This window comes from Methanolobus sp. (assembly GCF_016278365.1).
GTDB lineage: Archaea > Halobacteriota > Methanosarcinia > Methanosarcinales > Methanosarcinaceae > Methanolobus.
Window position 1 is genome coordinate 359,462 of record NZ_JADQBZ010000002.1, and the last position, 16,724, is coordinate 376,185.

At 45.4% G+C, this 16,724-nt stretch carries 17 protein-coding genes and 1 tRNA gene; 11 read left to right on the forward strand and 7 right to left on the reverse strand.

Features of this window, described 5'->3' with window-relative positions; all coding sequences use genetic code 11:
• Positions 1-161: 161 nt before the first annotated feature.
• From QZZ22_RS01860 to QZZ22_RS01890, 7 genes are all read left to right on the forward strand, one after another.
• Positions 162-1,529: an ATPase domain-containing protein gene (locus QZZ22_RS01860; RefSeq protein ID WP_292462060.1), complete on the forward strand. Its 1,368-nt coding sequence runs from the start codon at positions 162-164 to the stop codon at positions 1,527-1,529.
• Between the two features lie 133 nt (positions 1,530-1,662).
• The gene (locus QZZ22_RS01865; protein ID WP_292462062.1) at positions 1,663-2,460 is read left to right on the forward strand and encodes a 2-amino-3,7-dideoxy-D-threo-hept-6-ulosonate synthase; all 798 of its coding nucleotides are present in this window, start codon (positions 1,663-1,665) and stop codon (positions 2,458-2,460) included.
• Positions 2,461-2,494: 34 nt separating this feature from the next.
• Positions 2,495-3,637 carry a 3-dehydroquinate synthase II gene (locus tag QZZ22_RS01870; RefSeq protein ID WP_292462064.1) on the forward strand — a complete coding sequence of 381 codons (1,143 nt, stop codon included), beginning with the start codon at positions 2,495-2,497 and terminating at the stop codon, positions 3,635-3,637.
• Between the two features lie 24 nt (positions 3,638-3,661).
• A complete protein-coding gene (gene aroD / locus QZZ22_RS01875; RefSeq protein WP_292462066.1) occupies positions 3,662-4,366 on the forward strand; it encodes a type I 3-dehydroquinate dehydratase in 705 nt (234 codons plus the stop codon).
• Complete coding sequence (locus QZZ22_RS01880) at positions 4,363-5,184, forward strand: shikimate dehydrogenase (protein WP_292462068.1); 822 nt, start codon at positions 4,363-4,365, stop codon at positions 5,182-5,184. Before aroD ends, QZZ22_RS01880 begins: the two co-directional genes overlap by 4 nt.
• The gene (locus QZZ22_RS01885; RefSeq protein WP_292462070.1) at positions 5,181-6,497 is read left to right on the forward strand and encodes a prephenate dehydrogenase; all 1,317 of its coding nucleotides are present in this window, start codon (positions 5,181-5,183) and stop codon (positions 6,495-6,497) included. The genes QZZ22_RS01880 and QZZ22_RS01885 overlap by 4 nt, the downstream gene beginning before the upstream one ends.
• 109 nt (positions 6,498-6,606) lie before the next feature.
• Positions 6,607-6,897: a hypothetical protein gene (locus QZZ22_RS01890; protein ID WP_292462072.1), complete on the forward strand. Its 291-nt coding sequence runs from the start codon at positions 6,607-6,609 to the stop codon at positions 6,895-6,897.
• An 18-nt stretch (positions 6,898-6,915) separates the two neighbouring features.
• On the opposite strand, the gene tpiA is transcribed toward QZZ22_RS01890, so the two are convergent.
• The 3 genes from tpiA to nth all read right to left on the reverse strand — a co-directional run bounded on the left by tpiA (position 6,916) and on the right by nth (position 9,620).
• Positions 6,916-7,584 (reverse strand): triose-phosphate isomerase, encoded by a 669-nt coding sequence (gene tpiA / locus QZZ22_RS01895; protein ID WP_292462075.1) that lies wholly within the window; start codon positions 7,582-7,584, stop codon positions 6,916-6,918.
• A gap of 82 nt (positions 7,585-7,666) precedes the next feature.
• Positions 7,667-8,845, reverse strand: a complete 1,179-nt coding sequence (locus QZZ22_RS01900) for a bifunctional 5,6,7,8-tetrahydromethanopterin hydro-lyase/3-hexulose-6-phosphate synthase (protein WP_292462077.1) — start codon at positions 8,843-8,845, stop codon at positions 7,667-7,669.
• Between the two features lie 163 nt (positions 8,846-9,008).
• A complete protein-coding gene (gene nth / locus QZZ22_RS01905; RefSeq protein WP_292462203.1) occupies positions 9,009-9,620 on the reverse strand; it encodes an endonuclease III in 612 nt (203 codons plus the stop codon).
• 158 nt (positions 9,621-9,778) lie between these two features.
• On the opposite strand from nth, the gene QZZ22_RS01910 reads away from it, so the two are divergent.
• Entirely contained in the window at positions 9,779-11,164 is a 1,386-nt protein-coding gene (locus QZZ22_RS01910; protein ID WP_292462079.1) for a DUF4139 domain-containing protein, read from the forward strand.
• Here the strand turns inward: QZZ22_RS01910 and QZZ22_RS01915 are convergent.
• Entirely contained in the window at positions 11,161-13,497 is a 2,337-nt protein-coding gene (locus QZZ22_RS01915) for a PAS domain S-box protein (protein ID WP_292462080.1), read from the reverse strand. The genes QZZ22_RS01910 and QZZ22_RS01915 overlap by 4 nt on opposite strands.
• 204 nt (positions 13,498-13,701) lie before the next feature.
• On the opposite strand from QZZ22_RS01915, the gene QZZ22_RS01920 reads away from it, so the two are divergent.
• The 3 genes from QZZ22_RS01920 (at position 13,702) to QZZ22_RS01930 (ending at position 14,638) form a co-directional block, all read left to right on the forward strand.
• Positions 13,702-14,154, forward strand: coding sequence for a YqaA family protein (locus QZZ22_RS01920; RefSeq protein ID WP_292462082.1), 453 nt, complete (start codon positions 13,702-13,704; stop codon positions 14,152-14,154).
• A gap of 148 nt (positions 14,155-14,302) precedes the next feature.
• Positions 14,303-14,500, forward strand: coding sequence for a hypothetical protein (locus QZZ22_RS01925; protein WP_292462084.1), 198 nt, complete (start codon positions 14,303-14,305; stop codon positions 14,498-14,500).
• Positions 14,501-14,564: 64 nt separating this feature from the next.
• A tRNA-Val gene (locus QZZ22_RS01930) sits at positions 14,565-14,638 on the forward strand.
• Between the two features lie 120 nt (positions 14,639-14,758).
• On the opposite strand, the gene QZZ22_RS01935 is transcribed toward QZZ22_RS01930, so the two are convergent.
• The 3 genes from QZZ22_RS01935 to QZZ22_RS01945 all read right to left on the reverse strand — a co-directional run bounded on the left by QZZ22_RS01935 (position 14,759) and on the right by QZZ22_RS01945 (position 16,705).
• Complete coding sequence (locus QZZ22_RS01935) at positions 14,759-15,091, reverse strand: CGGC domain-containing protein (protein ID WP_292462085.1); 333 nt, start codon at positions 15,089-15,091, stop codon at positions 14,759-14,761.
• Positions 15,088-16,200 (reverse strand): (Fe-S)-binding protein, encoded by a 1,113-nt coding sequence (locus QZZ22_RS01940; protein ID WP_292462087.1) that lies wholly within the window; start codon positions 16,198-16,200, stop codon positions 15,088-15,090. The genes QZZ22_RS01935 and QZZ22_RS01940 overlap by 4 nt, the downstream gene beginning before the upstream one ends.
• A gap of 94 nt (positions 16,201-16,294) precedes the next feature.
• Positions 16,295-16,705, reverse strand: coding sequence for a threonyl-tRNA synthetase editing domain-containing protein (locus tag QZZ22_RS01945; protein ID WP_292462090.1), 411 nt, complete (start codon positions 16,703-16,705; stop codon positions 16,295-16,297).
• Between the last annotated feature and the right edge of the window lie 19 nt (positions 16,706-16,724).

A 16,724-nucleotide genomic window follows, 5' to 3' on the forward strand; every position in this document is an offset into this window, starting at 1 on the left:
GTTGCTATTGTAACTCACGATATAAGACAGTTTCATATTCCATCTGTCTACGAAACATAGTATTAAGTAAATCTAGATACAAACTATATCAGGAAGAGGAAATTCCATATAATGGTAAATATAATTATTGTATTTACCGTATGGCATAAAGAGGAATTGTTTTGGAAGTAAGAACCACAGGTATTCCCGGCCTGGATGAGATATTGGGAGGAGGAATTCCCCGTCCTTCAACTGTACTTCTCGCCGGAAACCCTGGCACCGGAAGAACCACATTGGGAATACAGAGCCTTTGCTATGCCGCCGCAAGAGGAGAAAAGGTATTATATGTGTGCCCAACCTCAAAATCAGAAAAATCCGTAAGAGAAGCATTATCAGGATATGATTTCTATGATGATTCACTGAATATCCGCATCTACAGCATAAGCTCGGTAGAACGGGATCCTCTCACCATGCTGGTCGACCTTGGGAACACCGTTGCAAATATGAAGCCCGACAGAGTGATGATAGACCCGGTCACTCCGATAGGTTTTGGTTTCGCTGAAGCTGAAAGAAGAAGGTTCATGTATTCACTCAACACCGCCATAGGCGAGTGGAATGCTATTGTATACATGACAGGGACAATGGCAACAAGCGATGTTTGCAGGTCGGTCATCAGTGATATCGCTGATGGTGTGATATACCTGACCCAGAAGATAGGGCGGGTGCACAATGACCGTCGTCTCAAGGTGATCAAATTCAACAGTATACACTACCTTGATGGAGAGCACTCTTTTGAAATAACCGGCTCCGGGGCGAATGTTTATCCACGAATGGAGTACCTTGTAGCTGAGAATTATAATAGCTCGGAAAGGACTGGATTTGGAATAGCCCGGTTAGATGAGTTTCTCGGAGGAGGGCTTTTCAAAGGATCATCCACGCTCCTGGCAGGCAATACAGGCACCGGTAAGACTTTATTCGGACTACAGTTCATTGTACATGGTGCCATGAAGGGGGAGCCGGGCATAATAAGCAGTTTCGAGGAAACACCACATGAACTGAGGCATTATGCGGCAAACGCCGGAATGGATCTTAAAGGCCTGGAGGAACGAGGGTTGATACGGATACTGCATAATTCCCCTTCAGGAATCAATGCGTGCAAGCAAGCAATGCAGCTCAAGGAAGCCATTAATGAAACAGGTTCAAAGAGAATACTCCTTGACGACATCTCGGGCTTTGACTACGTTTTTAATGATAGCACCGAGAAAAGGGAGCATATCTCAAATCTGATCCGGCTTTTTAAGAACAAGGAAGTGACTTCCATGTTCATCAGCAGCAATCAGTCAACATGGAACGAGCCACTTGCTCCACCAATCCCGATTTCACCAATTGTTGACAATCTTCTGTTTCTCAGGCATACGGAAGACAGGGAAAAGATAACAAAATCATTCTATATTTTAAAGAGCCATGGCACAGACCATGAAAAGCGCCTCATACGATATGAGGTCACTGGCGAAGGGATAAAAATCTCCGATTTTCAAAAAGATAACTGATAGATAGTTACTGAGAGTCTTCGCTTATACTGCGGAAAACATTTAAATAGTTCACCGTGCTACTATGTCACACACTAGCACGGGCATAATATGCCCTGCGTACAATTCATAAATAAACGGAAGGCATAAGACGATGACAGGAATCGGAAAGAAAATTCGCATTGAAAGAATAATGCATAGAGAAAGCAGAAATATGGTCGTTATTCCCATGGACCACGGCATATCTAACGGGCCTATCAAGGGACTTATAGATGTCCCTGAATCAATAAACAAGGTTGCTGAAGGAGGGGCGGATGCAGTACTGATGCAAAAGGGAATTATCATACACGGCCACAGGGGATACGGGCACGATGTGGGACTGATAGTACACATCAGTGCGTCAACTGCCCTTGGACCTGATCCAAACGACAAGGTGCAGGTATGCTCGGTGGAAGAAGTGGTAAAAATGGGTGCTGACGCCGTATCCATCCACATAAACGTAGGTTCGGAAACTGAATCCGACCAGCTCAGGCAGCTTGGGGAAGTATCCGAGCAGTGCACTTACTGGGGAATGCCCCTACTGGCCATGATGTACCCACGTGGGAAAGATATAGAGAACCCCCATGATGCCGAGCTTGTAGCCCATGTAGCAAGAGTTGGCGCCGAACTGGGCGCAGACGTTGTCAAGACCCTTTACACAGGAGACCCCGATACATTCAGGGACGTTGTAAGAGGATGTCCTGTGCCTGTGGTCATAGCCGGAGGGCCAAAGACCAACACCGACCAGGAGTTCCTGGAGATGATCAGGGGTGCAATGGAGGGTGGCGCACGGGGTGTTGCTATCGGAAGGAATGTGTTCCAGCACGAAAACCCCACAAAAATTACAAAAGCTATAACAGAGATAGTGCACTTCAACAGGAGTGTAGAAGAAGCGCTGGAAATGCTCAAGTAAGAGAGATAAAGCCAGTACATCTGGAAGTGCTCATATGAAGGATAAGATGATTTGGATAAAGGCCGATGAAGGAAACTGGGACGACAGGAAGATTGTGATCACAACAGGTATTGAATCTGGTGCAGATTGTATTCTTGTCAATGGTGCGGATGTCAGCAAGGTCAAAGAACTGGGAAATGTGAAAGTTGCTGCCTTTGCCTATGATAACAAGTCAGAGGCGGATGTCATTGTTGTAGGGAAAGGGGGCGAAGGGGATGGCACAAAGCCGCTTCCACCGGACTACGGAGGTTCTCTTGACGTGACAACGGCCATCCGACTAAAGGAAAAAGGTGTCAAAGTCGCCGGATACGTAATCATCCGCAACAAGGAATATGAGAACTTTGCCGCAGAATTGGGCAATGTCTGTGATTACCTCATCACTGTGGGAACAGACTGGCAGGTCATCCCACTGGAGAACCTTATAGCAGGGCTGCAGAAAAAGAATGTGAAACTGATATCCGGTGTGAAGAATTCCGAGCAGGCAAAGCTTGCCTTTGAGACAATGGAGCACGGTTCCGACGGAGTGCTTCTGGACACCAAAGACCTCAACCAGATAAAAAAGACTGCTACCCTTGCAGAAAGTGCAGGTGTAAAAGACATTGAGCTTAAGACTGCCATAGTCACAAGGGTCGACCCTATAGGCATGGGAGACCGGGTCTGCGTGGATACCTGTAACCTCATGGTCAGGGGCGAAGGCATGCTTGTGGGTTCGCAATCAAATGGTATGTTCCTGGTGCACTCGGAATCCGAAGAAAGTCCCTATGTGGCATCCCGTCCGTTCAGGGTCAATGCCGGTGCTGTACATGCTTACGTAAAAGTGGGTGAGAAAACCCGCTACCTCTCCGAGCTGAAAGCCGGTGATGAGGTCACTATCGTGGATGCCAATGGCGGGCAGAGGACAGGCGTTGTAGGCAGGGTCAAGATAGAGAGAAGGCCTCTGGTACTTGTGGAAGCAGACATCGACGGCAAGATAGTCAAGAACATATTGCAGAATGCTGAAACAATAAAACTTGTGACCAAAGATAAAAAACCTGTATCTGTAACAGACCTCAAAGTGGGTGATGAGATACTCGTGCACTCAGAGGACATCGGACGCCACTTCGGGATGAAGATCGAAGAAACGATCATTGAAAAATAATCAGGCATAGTAGCAGGTGTGGCAATGGTGCATATAGGCAATTTTGACCTTGGAAAGAAACCTGGAATTGTAGCAGTTATTTCTGAAGAACCAGTGGAAAGTGCCAAGGCCGCTAAATGGCTGGGTGCAGACCTGCTGGAGCTTCGCCTTGATATGCTGGAGTTCAGCAACCCGGATGAAATGAAGAAGGCCATTGAGAAGATCAAATCTACCACAGGCCTTCCGTGTATTGCAACCAATAGGTTACAAACCGATGGTGGCAAATGGACAGGAAGTGACGAGGCAAGAATAGAATTACTGGATCAGGCTCTCCTCAAGGCTGATGCAGTCGATATAGAACTTGCCGCGGATGCGGGCCTGAGAGACTCACTCATAAGAAAGGCAAAAGATGCCGGAAAGATGGTTATCGTTTCCTCACATGATTTTAAATCCACGCCTTCCCCGGCAGAGATGAGGGAAATCATTGACCGCTCTTTTAAAGCCGGCGCAGACATCGCAAAACTGGCGGTCACACCTGCATCCATGCAGGATACGCTTAATCTGCTGCAGGTTACCCTGGATGCAGGCGGGACGGTCTGCACAATAGCAATGGGAGATAACGGCAGGCATACAAGGATAGTTGCACCCTGCTATGGTTCAGTGCTTACATACGGCTCCATCGGCAAAGCAGTGGCACCCGGACAGATACCGATCCATCAACTCAAGTCAGCCCTGGTGATACTCTTTTGAGAACCGTGTTCGCTGTTTTCGGAGACCCTGTGGGTCATTCGCTATCGCCTGTAATGCACAATGCAGCATTTGAGGCCCTTGGCATGGATTATACGTACCATGCCTTCAAAGTAGGAAAAGAGGAACTGAAAGATGCACTTGCAGGTGCAAAGGCTATGGGATTTGGAGGTGTCAACCTTACCGTACCCCTGAAGCAGGAAGCCCTGAGCATAGTAGATGCTGACCCGCTGGCTGCGGCTATCGGAGCTGTGAATACGATTGACTTCAAGGAAGGCATGAAAGGTTACAATACTGATGGTTTAGGTGCTAAACGAGCACTTGAAGAGGAAGATGTGGATATCCGGGGCTCGGAAGTACTTATCGCTGGTGCAGGTGGTGCGGCCCGTGCTATCGCCTTCCAGTTTGCCAGAGATGGTGCCAGTGTTACCATAGCCAACAGGACGCCGGAAAGGGCACTCGAGCTGGCGGCTGATGTCTCAGCTGTCGGAAAGGTCAGAGGCTGTGGCTTTGAGAACCTTCGGGCACTTATCGGAGAAAGTGATATCCTGGTGAACTGCACGGTCCTGGGGATGCATCCTGATACTGAGAGGACCATCGTGACCTCAGAGGATATGCACCCGGACCTCACTGTTTTTGATATTGTTTACAATCCCCTGGAAACCCGCCTGCTCAAAGAAGCAAAGCTTGCCGGCGCCAAACCTGTCAACGGTATCATGATGCTTGTTTATCAGGGAGCTGAAGCTTTCAGGATATGGACAGGTGTTGAACCTCCTGTTGATATCATGAAGAGAGCAGTCCTGGAGGAGTTACAGACTTGAAGGTACTCATCATTGGCGGCACCGGGGAAATGGGACAGTGGTTCACCCGTTTCTTCAAAAATAACGGTTATGATGTAATGGTCTGGGGCAGCGGAGGGAAGGTAGAGATAGCCCAGAAGATGGGGGTTAATTTTGCCCCGGACATTGACATGGCAATATCGGAGAGCGATATCGTCATAGTTACAGTTCCCATTGACATCACCGGGCAGGTTATCCGGGAAACTGCACCGAAGATGAAAAGTGGCAGTCTCCTGATGGACCTGACATCACTCAAGGTCAAACCTACGGAAGTCATGAAAGAGTACGCACCTGCGGATGTGGAGATACTGGGAACACATCCAATGTTCGGTCCTTCCATACCCAGCCTTCACGGACAGATATTCATACTAACGCCTATTGAGGGAAGATGCCAGAAGTGGTTCCCTGTGATCAGGGCCCTGCTGGAAGATAACGGGGCTCACATAGAGATCATCAGCGCACAGGAGCATGACCGTTTTGTATCTGTTGTCCAGGGGCTTACACACTTTGCTTACATAACCATAGGCACCACATTCAACAGACTGGACTTTAGCGTCGCACAGTCCAGGAGATTTATGAGTCCTGTGTATGATATCATGGTGGATTTCGTTGGCAGGATACTGGGCCAGAATCCTTACCTGTACGCCTTCATCCAGATGGAGAACCCTGAAGTGTTGAAAGTGCATGAGGCGTTCATGCAGGAATGCAGGGAGATGTCAGCAATCGTGCGGGAGAATGATGTGGAGAGCTTCATCTCCAGAATGAAAGATGCTTCAGCCCATTTCGGAGACACCGCCGCAGCACTGCGTCGCTCTGATAAGCTCATAAATTCCAAGATAGCCGAGCTTGACGAACTTGTGAACTCAATAGGTATGGAGAAGGGGCTCAGGCACATCTATTCAGATGTTGTGCATGTAGGCATAGTAAAAAAAGTCACACCTCGGAGTGTTGTACTTTCCACAGGTAGCAAGCTCGTTTCAATGAAGCTGGAAAACATCCGCCTCTTATCCCCGGAAGAGCTCAGGAAATGGAAAACAGAGAACCTCAGGGGGCATTCAAGGGATATATCCGTCATCATTCCAAAGAATGCTGACCCGGAGGTCATACGCAGCATCATTAGCAATAATATGAATGTCATCTCAGTCCGGTTAATAGATATATATACATGTGCTAAGAGTGATACCGGATCAAGCGTGACCTATCGTGTAGGTATAATAGGAGATGCCAACGCCACAGTGGTCAATAATGAGATAGCAGCACTGCTCACAGGCATAGGTTGTAAACTCAGAGGATAACTCTGTCACCTACACTTTAACATCATTTGAACCTGGTTAGCACAATTATATACATAGTGCTGGGACAAACATTATCAGGTACCTATGCTTACACTAATTCTGTGATAATTTGAACAGAGCACCCGCAACTCCACAACAATATATAAGGTTCCTTAAGATAGGTATATTCTTTACAGCCCTTTTCGGAATGTACCTGGGAATCCAGGGGCTTTACCTGATGTTAGTAGAGAAGAATTACGTCACCGGAGCATCTCTGTTCCTTGCAGCACTCCTGATAGCTCCCCCGCCAATCGGCATATCCAGGATGGCAAAGGAACAATTCGGTATAGATCTGTCCATACCTGTGAGAATGGTGGCTACAACCATACTACTGTTTATAGCATGGCTGAGCCTTCCTTAAAGCGGACTAAGATAGTTATCAGATCCTGCTTACAAGATCTTCAAGCGCAACCTTAGGATCCTTAGCTTTAACAATGCCCGAGGCCAGCAGGACACCTACGGAGCCAAGCTCGAGGGCCGCCAGGAGATCCTCTCCTTTTGATATGCCTGCCCCACACAGAACTTTAACTGCAGGGTTTACTCTTGTGACAGCCTCCACGGAACCTGTAACAACCCGCGGGTCTGCTTTTGATACGGGTATTCCACTGCCTATAAGTTCCGGCGGCTCCACTGCCACGTAATCAGGGCCCAGAGCAGCGGCAGCGGCAGAAGTTGTGATATTATTGGTACAGACGATAGTCGTAAGACCTGTTTCTTTTGCCTTGTTTATAGATGCATCAATGTTTGCCAGTGTCAGGCAGTATTCGGAGTGGTTAATGAGAGTCCCGACTGCCCCTGCATCCTTTATGCACTGAGCGAAAGCATGTCCTGTAAAACCCCCTGCGCCTACGCTGTCCAGATGCTGCGCATAAACAGGGATATCCACCTGTGAGGATACACGATAAATATCACAGAACTGGGGTGCCATCGCAATATCTATGCCGGAATCTTCAGCAACTTGCCTGCATGCCTGCGCTATCTTTACGGCGCCTTCGCCTGTGCCTTCAATGTATGTCTTCAGGTTCAAAACTATCAGTGTGGAACTCATATGATCTCTCCGGTGAGAGATAATACCTCAAAATAGAAAAAAGCGTGTGTCTATTTGCTGAACACACGCACAAAATATATGTTTAGAAGTCAGTCATTACCCTGAACTGGTCTATTTCAGGGTTGTTAAGGCCTTCAATGAACTTCTCGGCAACCTGCCTTACATCTTTGGCATTGGTGATTGCCCTGCCTACTACAAGGACATCAGCGCCTGCCTTAAGTGCATCAGGCATTGTGTCAATACGGATACCGCCAGCAACCGCCACAAGGATCTTTGGTGAGAGAGCCTTTATGTCCTGGATATTGCCCCATGCATGAGCAGTTTCCTCAACATCGATAGCACGGTGCAGTTCCACAACATCAGGCAGTTCTTTGAGCTGCTTGAGTATTGCTACAGGGTCCGGGCAGTTCAGAGTATCCATGACAGCATATATTCCGGTCTTGTGAGCTTCCTCAATGGCTTTGTTGAGAGTTGCCACAGGTGCCAGTGCTGAGACTACGATAGCATCTGCGGTTGCATCTGCAACCATGCGGGCTTCCAGGTTACCGGTATCAAGGGTCTTGAGGTCAGCAACTATGAATGCGTCAGGACGAACCTCTCTGAGCCTGGAGATGACGTCAACACCGTAACGCTTGATGAGAGGTGTGCCTGCTTCAAGGATAACGTGGTCGCTCTTTGGAAGCTGGCTCACTATACTGAGTATAGCCTCAATGTTAGGGTTATCCAGCGCAACCTGCAGGTAAGGAGGATTCCAGAGCCTGGAGACCTTGAATCCCATTACTGCATGTCCCATTCTGTCCTTCTCTTTAAGTACTGTGTCAACGTCCGGGAACCCTTCCAGGGCACGTTTGACTGCCAGTTTAGTTGCCCCGTAATTGTACCTGAAGATCCTGTTGTAATCTTTGGCCTCAGGGTGGATGAAAACGCTTGCAATGACAACGAGATCTTCGATATCCATGTCACCGAACACACCTTCTTCAAGAGCGTCAGCAACTGCCTTTGCAACTGCAGCCTGCGCAGGACCAAATATCTGGGCTGCTTGATCCATATTCTTTACAGTAACCTTCGGAACTATCAGTGTAGCAGGTTTTGTAGGAAGGTTCGGGCGTATCACCGAAAGCAGAGGAGTGTGTCCTACTGACAGTTGTGCTAGACCGTTTGCAAATGCCTGACCTACAGGACCATTCTTGTTCCCGATTAAAAGGTCAACGTGCGCGAGTTCTGGTGCCTCGCCAATTAGAGCTTCTCCGATTAAAAACATCAATTCACCTACATAGATTAATGTAAATTTATCATTCCCTGTGCAATGTCAATTCCTGTTTGGTAGTTGCGGCACAGGGCGTGTTATGCGTGCTATATCTAGTATTATGATAAATACCTTTTTAAAAGGAGGATGCTAACGGACTAAAAATACGAACTATTCTTTACAATATCCGGGTGCAGATATCGTTAAGCCCGCACTCCCCACATCTGGGAGATATCGGACGGCATACATTCTGCCCAAAAAGGACCATCAGGCCGTTGATGTCTTTCCAGTCCTGCCTTGATACAACCTTTTCGAGTTCCTTTTCAGTCTCAGCCGCTGATGATGTTTTCACCAGTCCAAAACGATTAGATATCCTGTGTACATGAGTATCCACAGCAATTACATCTTTTTCAAAAGCATAACCAAGCACGCAATTAGCAGTTTTTCTGCCAACTCCGGGTAGTTTGAGCAGCTCGTCCATGCTGTCGGGGACGATGCCTCCATAGTTCTTCAAAAGAATCCGGGATATATCAATGATCCTCTGTGCCTTCACCCTGTAGAAACCCACATCCATTATAAGTGCCTGTATTTCATCAATATCAGCCGATGCCATTTTCAGAGGGCCATCAAATACTTCAAAAAGTCTCCGGGTTGCAGGAATGGTCACCTCATCACGAGTGCGCTGGGACAGCACTGTGGATATGAGCATATAGTAAGGATCCCTGTTTACGTGAAAATACCCACCGGGGTACATTCCCCGGAGGCGGGAGATCATCTCTTCAACAGACATCATTGAATGTAGTTAACCAACTTATAAACTGTTTTCTCTGGATCGAAAGAGGAGGAGGTCATTTAAGGTAAAGAGTTCAGGAGCTAAAGGAATAGGCTTTATACTTGCAGGCCGCACTTTTATTTATGGGAGTGAATAAATTAGTTACTTACACATTAATGTTCATTGTTTTTCTTGCAGCCCTTTCTTTGCTGCCTGTACATGGAATATCAGCAGATGATCACTTGATAGGCGCTGCTTCTGCACAGAACATGAGCAATGGTACCGAACTCACAATATACTCACAGGACATTGCACTTGTCAGGGAAACCAGGGAGCTCGACCTTCAGGAAGGAGAGAATCTGGTTGAGGTCACTGACATTACTTCCCGCATAGATCCAAGTACTGTTATCTTTGAAGATACCCAATATCCCGGAACTTATATTATCGAGCAGCAGTACATGCGGGACGCTGCAAGTATGGACAGGATACTGGAAAGGCATATTGGGGAGGAGATAACAGTCATCGATGAAGAAGGTAGCTCCTACACAGGGATACTGCTAAGCCATGAGAACGATAGCATTATCCTGAACACATCAGGGAATATCATTGCAATCGTAAACATCGCAAGGATAGAATTCCAGGATACCAATGATGACCTGATGGGACCTGCACTTACATGGAGGATATATTCACCAGAAGCAGGGCCAAGAGTTGTCTCAACCTCATACCTGACAGAAGGGCTGAGCTGGAAGGCAGATTATATTGTTATGATGGATGACAATGAAACTCAGGCCAGCATCAATGGATGGGCCACCATAGATAATCAGGCAGGTGCCAGTTTTAATAATGCAAGCTTGAAGCTTGTGGCAGGGGATGTGCGCAGAGTCTCCGGACAGCTACCGTCTCCGGAAATCGCAACTGATGATGCGGCTGTTGACCAGCCAGCCGAACAGTTCATAGAGGGAGAGTTGTTCGACTATCATATCTACACCCTGAACAGGACCACCAGTTTAATGGATGGAGAAATAAAACAGATATCACTGCTGTCTGAAGACTCCGTACCTGTAGAGAGGGAGTACATATTTGAGAGTGCTACAGGTGACAGGGTAAAAGTTGTGATGAACACTGAGAACACTGAAGACAACGGTCTCGGAATGCCGTTGCCACAGGGTATTGTCAGGGCATATGCAGAAGACCCTGATGGAACGCTGCAGTTTGTTGGAGAGGATACGATAGATCATACCGCCATAGGTGAAGAAATACGTATCTTTGTAGGATATGCTTTTGATATTACAGGAGAAAAAACTCAGACAGACTATCAGAGCCTGGGCGAGACCGCTGAAAGGCGCAGTTATAGCATAAACCTGACAAACCAGAAATCAGAGGATGTGAATGTCACTGTTGTGGAGAATATATACGGCGACTGGGAGATTACCAATTCCTCGCACGAGTACACAGTAGTTGATGCGTTCACTGCAGAGTTCGATGTTAGAGTGCCGGCAAACGGAGAGGAATCTATAACATACACTGTAGAGGCACGTTACCCACGGGCAATCCCTTAATGACGTAATCCGGAGAGATTATGTTTAGTCCCTGTGCAGGGAAGAGAGTAAGAGGGAAAGATCACATGCACTGCGGTCCCTGTTCCCTCCTCACTCTCTACCCATATATTTCCGTTGTGGATTTCAGTGATTGTCTTACTTACATGCAGCCCTAAGCCGCTGCCACCGTGTCTTCGTGTCAGGGAACTGTCCACCTGATAAAAGGGAGTGAAGATATTGGAAAATTCAGCCTGGGGGATACCTATGCCATTATCTTTTACCACCACATGCACATGATCATTATCCCGATAAGCTGAAATCTCGATGATGCCCCCGCTCTTGCTGAACTTTATAGCGTTGTCTACAAGTGATCTGAAAATATAAGGAATGTACTCCACATCACCATTGATAAGCGGCAGGTCGCTTCCAAAATTACGGACCATCTTTATATTTTTGTCTGTTACTTTAAAAGTGAAATAGTCCATCACTTTCTTCAGAGCATCTTCTATCCGAAGTGGATCAAACCTGTAATTGGCCTTGCCAGATCTTGTAATGCTTATGTAGATAAGAGAATCAAGCAGAAAACTCAGATGATCATACTTGTCGAGAACTATTTGCATGGCATTTTTCTGTTTTTCGTTCAAAGGTCCCAGTACCTCATCATGCACAAGTTCACTGTAACCCTTAATAGATATAAGAGGTGTTTTTAGTTCATGGCTAAGATTTGAGATAAATTCGTCCTTCATCCTGTCCAGAGAATGCAGTGAATCATTTGCCTTTCCCAGGTCCTGAACATATTTCTGGATAGTTTCCTGAGATTTTTTACGCTCACTTATATCGCGAGTAACGCCCATGAAGAATTTGAAATTCCCATCCTCATCAAATAAGGGAGTTGCTAGTGCTTCAGTCCAGACTGTGTAACCTTCCTTGTGGAATTGTTCCAGCTCCATGATTTCTGTATGGCTGGTCATCCTTGCATATTGGATATCTGCAAAAAAAGCATCCATACAAGACCGGATTTTCAGAATACTGTCCTGGGGGAACATTTCCGGAAAACTCTGGTCCATTACTTCCTCCGGAGTATAACCTCTCAATTTAATTACAGATGGGCTGACATAAAGGAAGTTACCTTCTTTATTCATGGTCCAGATAACATCGTTGGCATTTTCTGCCAGCATGCGGAACTTTTCTTCGCTTTCCTGAAGAGTTGTTTCAGCTCGTTTCCTTTCAGTTATGTCGCGCCCATTGCTAAGAATTGCAGGCTTACCTTCGTATTCTATGACCTTGACGCTTATTTCAACAGGAACCCTGGAGCCATCTTTTCTCAGATACTCCGTTTCAAATACAATATGTCCTTTCTTCAGGGCAGAGGCAAGGTGTTCCTTGCACTTGCTCCAATATTCAGGTGCAATAATATCGAATTTAGGTAATTGCAGCATCTCATCTTTACGGTACAATAGCAGATCGCATAACGAAGGATTAACTTCCAGTATATTGAAAGCCATATCAAGTATCATGATGGAATCGACGGCGTTCTCAAAAATTGCCCGGAATTTTTCCTCGGAAACCTTAATCTTTTGTTCGGCATCCCTTTTTTCAGTGATGTCCGAGCCGGAGCTTAGGAGCATTGTTACCTTACCAGCGGAATCCTCCGTGTATGAATTGCGCCACGAAATGAGTCTTTTGTGCCCTGCTTTTGTCACTACATTTCTTTCAAAACTTTCAACCGGCCTGAGACTACCCTCAAGGATCGTTTTGAAAAAAGATTCATTCCTTTCTTTATCCTCTGAAGGCACAACCATTTCTAACCAACTTGATCCAATAAGTTCCCCTTCGGCATAGCCAAGTACCTCATTGCATTTTGCATTGGTAAGGGTGACAGTCAGATTCGAATCAAGTGCCACTATCATGCATCCGGCGATATCAAGATATTTTCTTGTCCGGTCAGCTTCTGAGACTAGTTCATCATGCAGTTGTTTGCTTTTCAAAAGAGTCCTGACGCGGGTTAGAACCTCAAACCGGTCAAAAGGTTTTGTGAGGAACTCATCAGCTCCAGCCTGAATGCCTTCTATGCGGTCATCTCTGGAAGAAAGAGCAGTGACTATTATGACTGGTATAAAGCATGTTTCTTTGGATGATTTCATTATTCTGCAAACATCGTATCCGCTCATGCCCGGCATCATAACATCAAGGATGACAATATCTGGTTTTTCAGAATCGAGGATAGCAAGAGCTTCTTCCCCGCTATGAGCAGTCTCTATATCGTACTCTGTCATGAGCTGGGATTCAATTAACCTGACATTAAGGATATCGTCGTCGACAACGAGTACTTTGGACCTGTATTTTTCGCTCATAGTGCGTACCATTTGTTTTTTGCCCTGGGGCTGATTAAGGCATTCTAATACCGGCAGGGGATATATAATAAATTTTCCTTTATTAAAGCATTAATTTATGGAGGCTGAAAATACACTGTTTTTCGGCATTTTTCATAGGATGCGGGCAATCTTGATAAAATAACAGGAATACTTTATTAATGCATATATGACAATGGGAAGCTAATGTTTGAGCAGTTGATTGTCCCTGTGTCTATCTATACGTACCTGAGTCTTTTTATTACAAGTTTTCTGGCATCAACTGTGCTTCCGCTGGGGTCTGAAGCCCTTGTGATCCTGCTCATAAAATCAAATCACAATTTTTATGCAGTAGTACTTTTAGCTACTGTGGGCAATTATCTTGGAGCCTGTACAACGTACTATTTGGGACTTAAAGGACGTAGCGGAGTTATAGAGAAATATCTCTCGATCTCAAAGAAGGAGCTTGAAAAAGCAGACAGATGGTTTACAAGGTATGGTTCATATGCCCTTTTGTTCACCTGGCTCCCCCTGATAGGTGATGCCATTACAGCTGTGGGCGGTCTTTTGAAACTGGATTTTAGAGTATTCTCCCTATACGTTTTTACAGGAAAGTTTGTACGCTACCTGGCACTGGCATATCTCGCCACTCAAATATAAGGAAGAATACCTAAGAGATTCATAGAAGGCTATGTTTATGATGATATCAACCTCTTCCCAATTATTTAATTAGATAACTATATATACACTAGTACCGATATTATCTTAAATATATAATAAATGTTACAAAACATGGGCTGGATGAAACATGACCACGTTCGATATAAACCAAAAAGAACTTGTTAAAAACTCAGTTCTGATACCTGTTGCATTTGTAGCCGGAACACTGATAGCGATTCTAGCCTACAATTATTTGCCCCACGAAATTGCCCTAATATCAGTCGTCAGTGGCGCAATACTGGTATCACTGATCACATATGCCCTTGTAAGGGCAAAGTCCAACTAACTCTGCATCAGTTTTGATGCGATAATTATATAGCCTTGCATATCCATTCACATCTCTTGCCTATGGGCTCGTGGTCTAGCTGGTCATGACGTCGCCTTCACACGGCGGAGGTCCGGAGTTCGAATCTCCGCGGGCCCACTAAGAGTTCTAAAAAATAAATACTGGTTCTTGTATCAACGCCAACTGTTTTTCGAGTGATCCGATTCCTGAAGTAATTATTCTGTTACCATTTGGATATCAAGAATTTCCAGAGGGTCATTAATGAGTATAATCAATTAATTGTATTGAATCACCGATCTTCTTTTCAATTGCTGTTTTCATCTGTTCAGCATGCGGACAGGCAAATCCAATAGGATTTCCTCGTGTGATACACGAAGCAAGAACAATTGTATCTGCCCCTCTTTTAACCATTTCAGCAGCCCTCTGAACTGCTTTTTTTCCGGGGCAACCACCGCATGAAACAACACCTATCACTTCAATTTCACCCTCAACGCCCTCGAATGCAAGTTTTTTCTCCTTCATTACTTTAAAATCCGTTGTTGCAGGACATATGTCCTCTGTTTGCATACACCTGATCAATCCTGCCTTCATGATTCTGCCTCCTTGATATCTCCAAATATGCTTTCCGCCAGTAAAACTGAAATGTCCTTCATGTTCAACTCTTCATCCTTTGATTTACAAACACCGCCTATATGATGCATGCAGAAGGGACAATACGAGACCAGCATATCGGCCTTCTCTTTATAATCCTTAACCGACAACATGGCTATATCCGATGATATTTCCGGGAAGTTGGGCTTAAGACCAGCAGGTCCTCCACAGCACACGTGTTTGCCGCCAAAGAGTTCCTTAATACTCACATCCATGCTGGAGAGAATATCCCTTGATACATCCTTTGATTGCTTCAGAGGACAGGCATCCCTTACCGCAACAGTATAATTGAGTTTGTTTGGTTTGAGTGTACTATCATTTATCAGATCCCTGAACAGGTTGAGAGAATGCTCTACCTCAAAGTTCAATTCTCTATAGAGTTCAGGATACTCACGACCCAGGACAAGGTAGCAGCCAGGGCATGAAGCTATAACCTTCTTCACTCCCAGAGATTCAATATAGTCTACGAAACTTTTTGCATGTACTGCTGCCTCTTCAAGATGACCGTTATCAATAAGGAAAAGCCCGCAACATTTCTCCTCCTTCAGAAGCATTGGCTTGATGCCGGCATGGTTGAGCAGACGAATAGTCGACCTGGCGATGTCCGGCTGGCTGTGTGCTATCCAGCAGCCTGTCATATAGGCTATATCAGAGCTTTCGGCGATTTCCAGATCATCAGTGACCCAGTCAAACCTTGTTGACAGATCCATACCTCCGGGACTATTACGTTCGATAATGTTCTTTGAGATAGCCGTGGTCTTGGCAGGCTCTCTACCCTGCTTTGCTAACAGCTCCCTTTCATATTGGATGATATCGGTGATTGGTATGCTTACAGGACATACATCATCACATGCTCCACACCGTGTGGAAAGGTAAATATTGTCCATCTCATCCTGTGTGAGTTCATCGCCTGCTACTATCTTTGCAAGTGATTCGATCTTTCCCTGTGGAGTGAACCGGTTACCTTCAGTAACCATGTTAGCAGGGCATACATCCCAGCATTTCTTACAATCAATACATGAACTTATTTCTTCCTGAAAACGATGCATATGGCAACCTCACTTTTTCCGTGGAACGGACTAGTCATAATCATCCCATTGATTTTTATATATTTTAAATGGATGTAGTAATGGCCTGGCATTTTCAAATCTCTTTGAAAACCTTTGCAAGAGATTCACCTTTAACATGAATGGAGAATTGGTAAAGATATCCAAAGGGCACTGTATACACATTTATTCCTTTGCCTTTCAGTTTTTCTTCAATAGATACGATGACTTCCATTGCAAATTCCGGCGCGGATTTACTTGAAGACAAGTGAGCAAATGAATGCAATACAATGTGATTCTTATTTACTTTATTCAGATACCATTTGATGTTGCCCACTGCACTTTTGACAATCTTGCTTTTTCTCTCTTCATCTTCTGATTCGGCATGAATGAAAACAACAGCAGTATTCTCTATCCTTTCTTCGATTTCGACATTTTCCACACTTTCAATTGTCTTGCAATGAGTGTCAAACCAAAAATATTCTACATCGAATAGTAGCAATTTCATGTGCCCCACTCCTTATAAA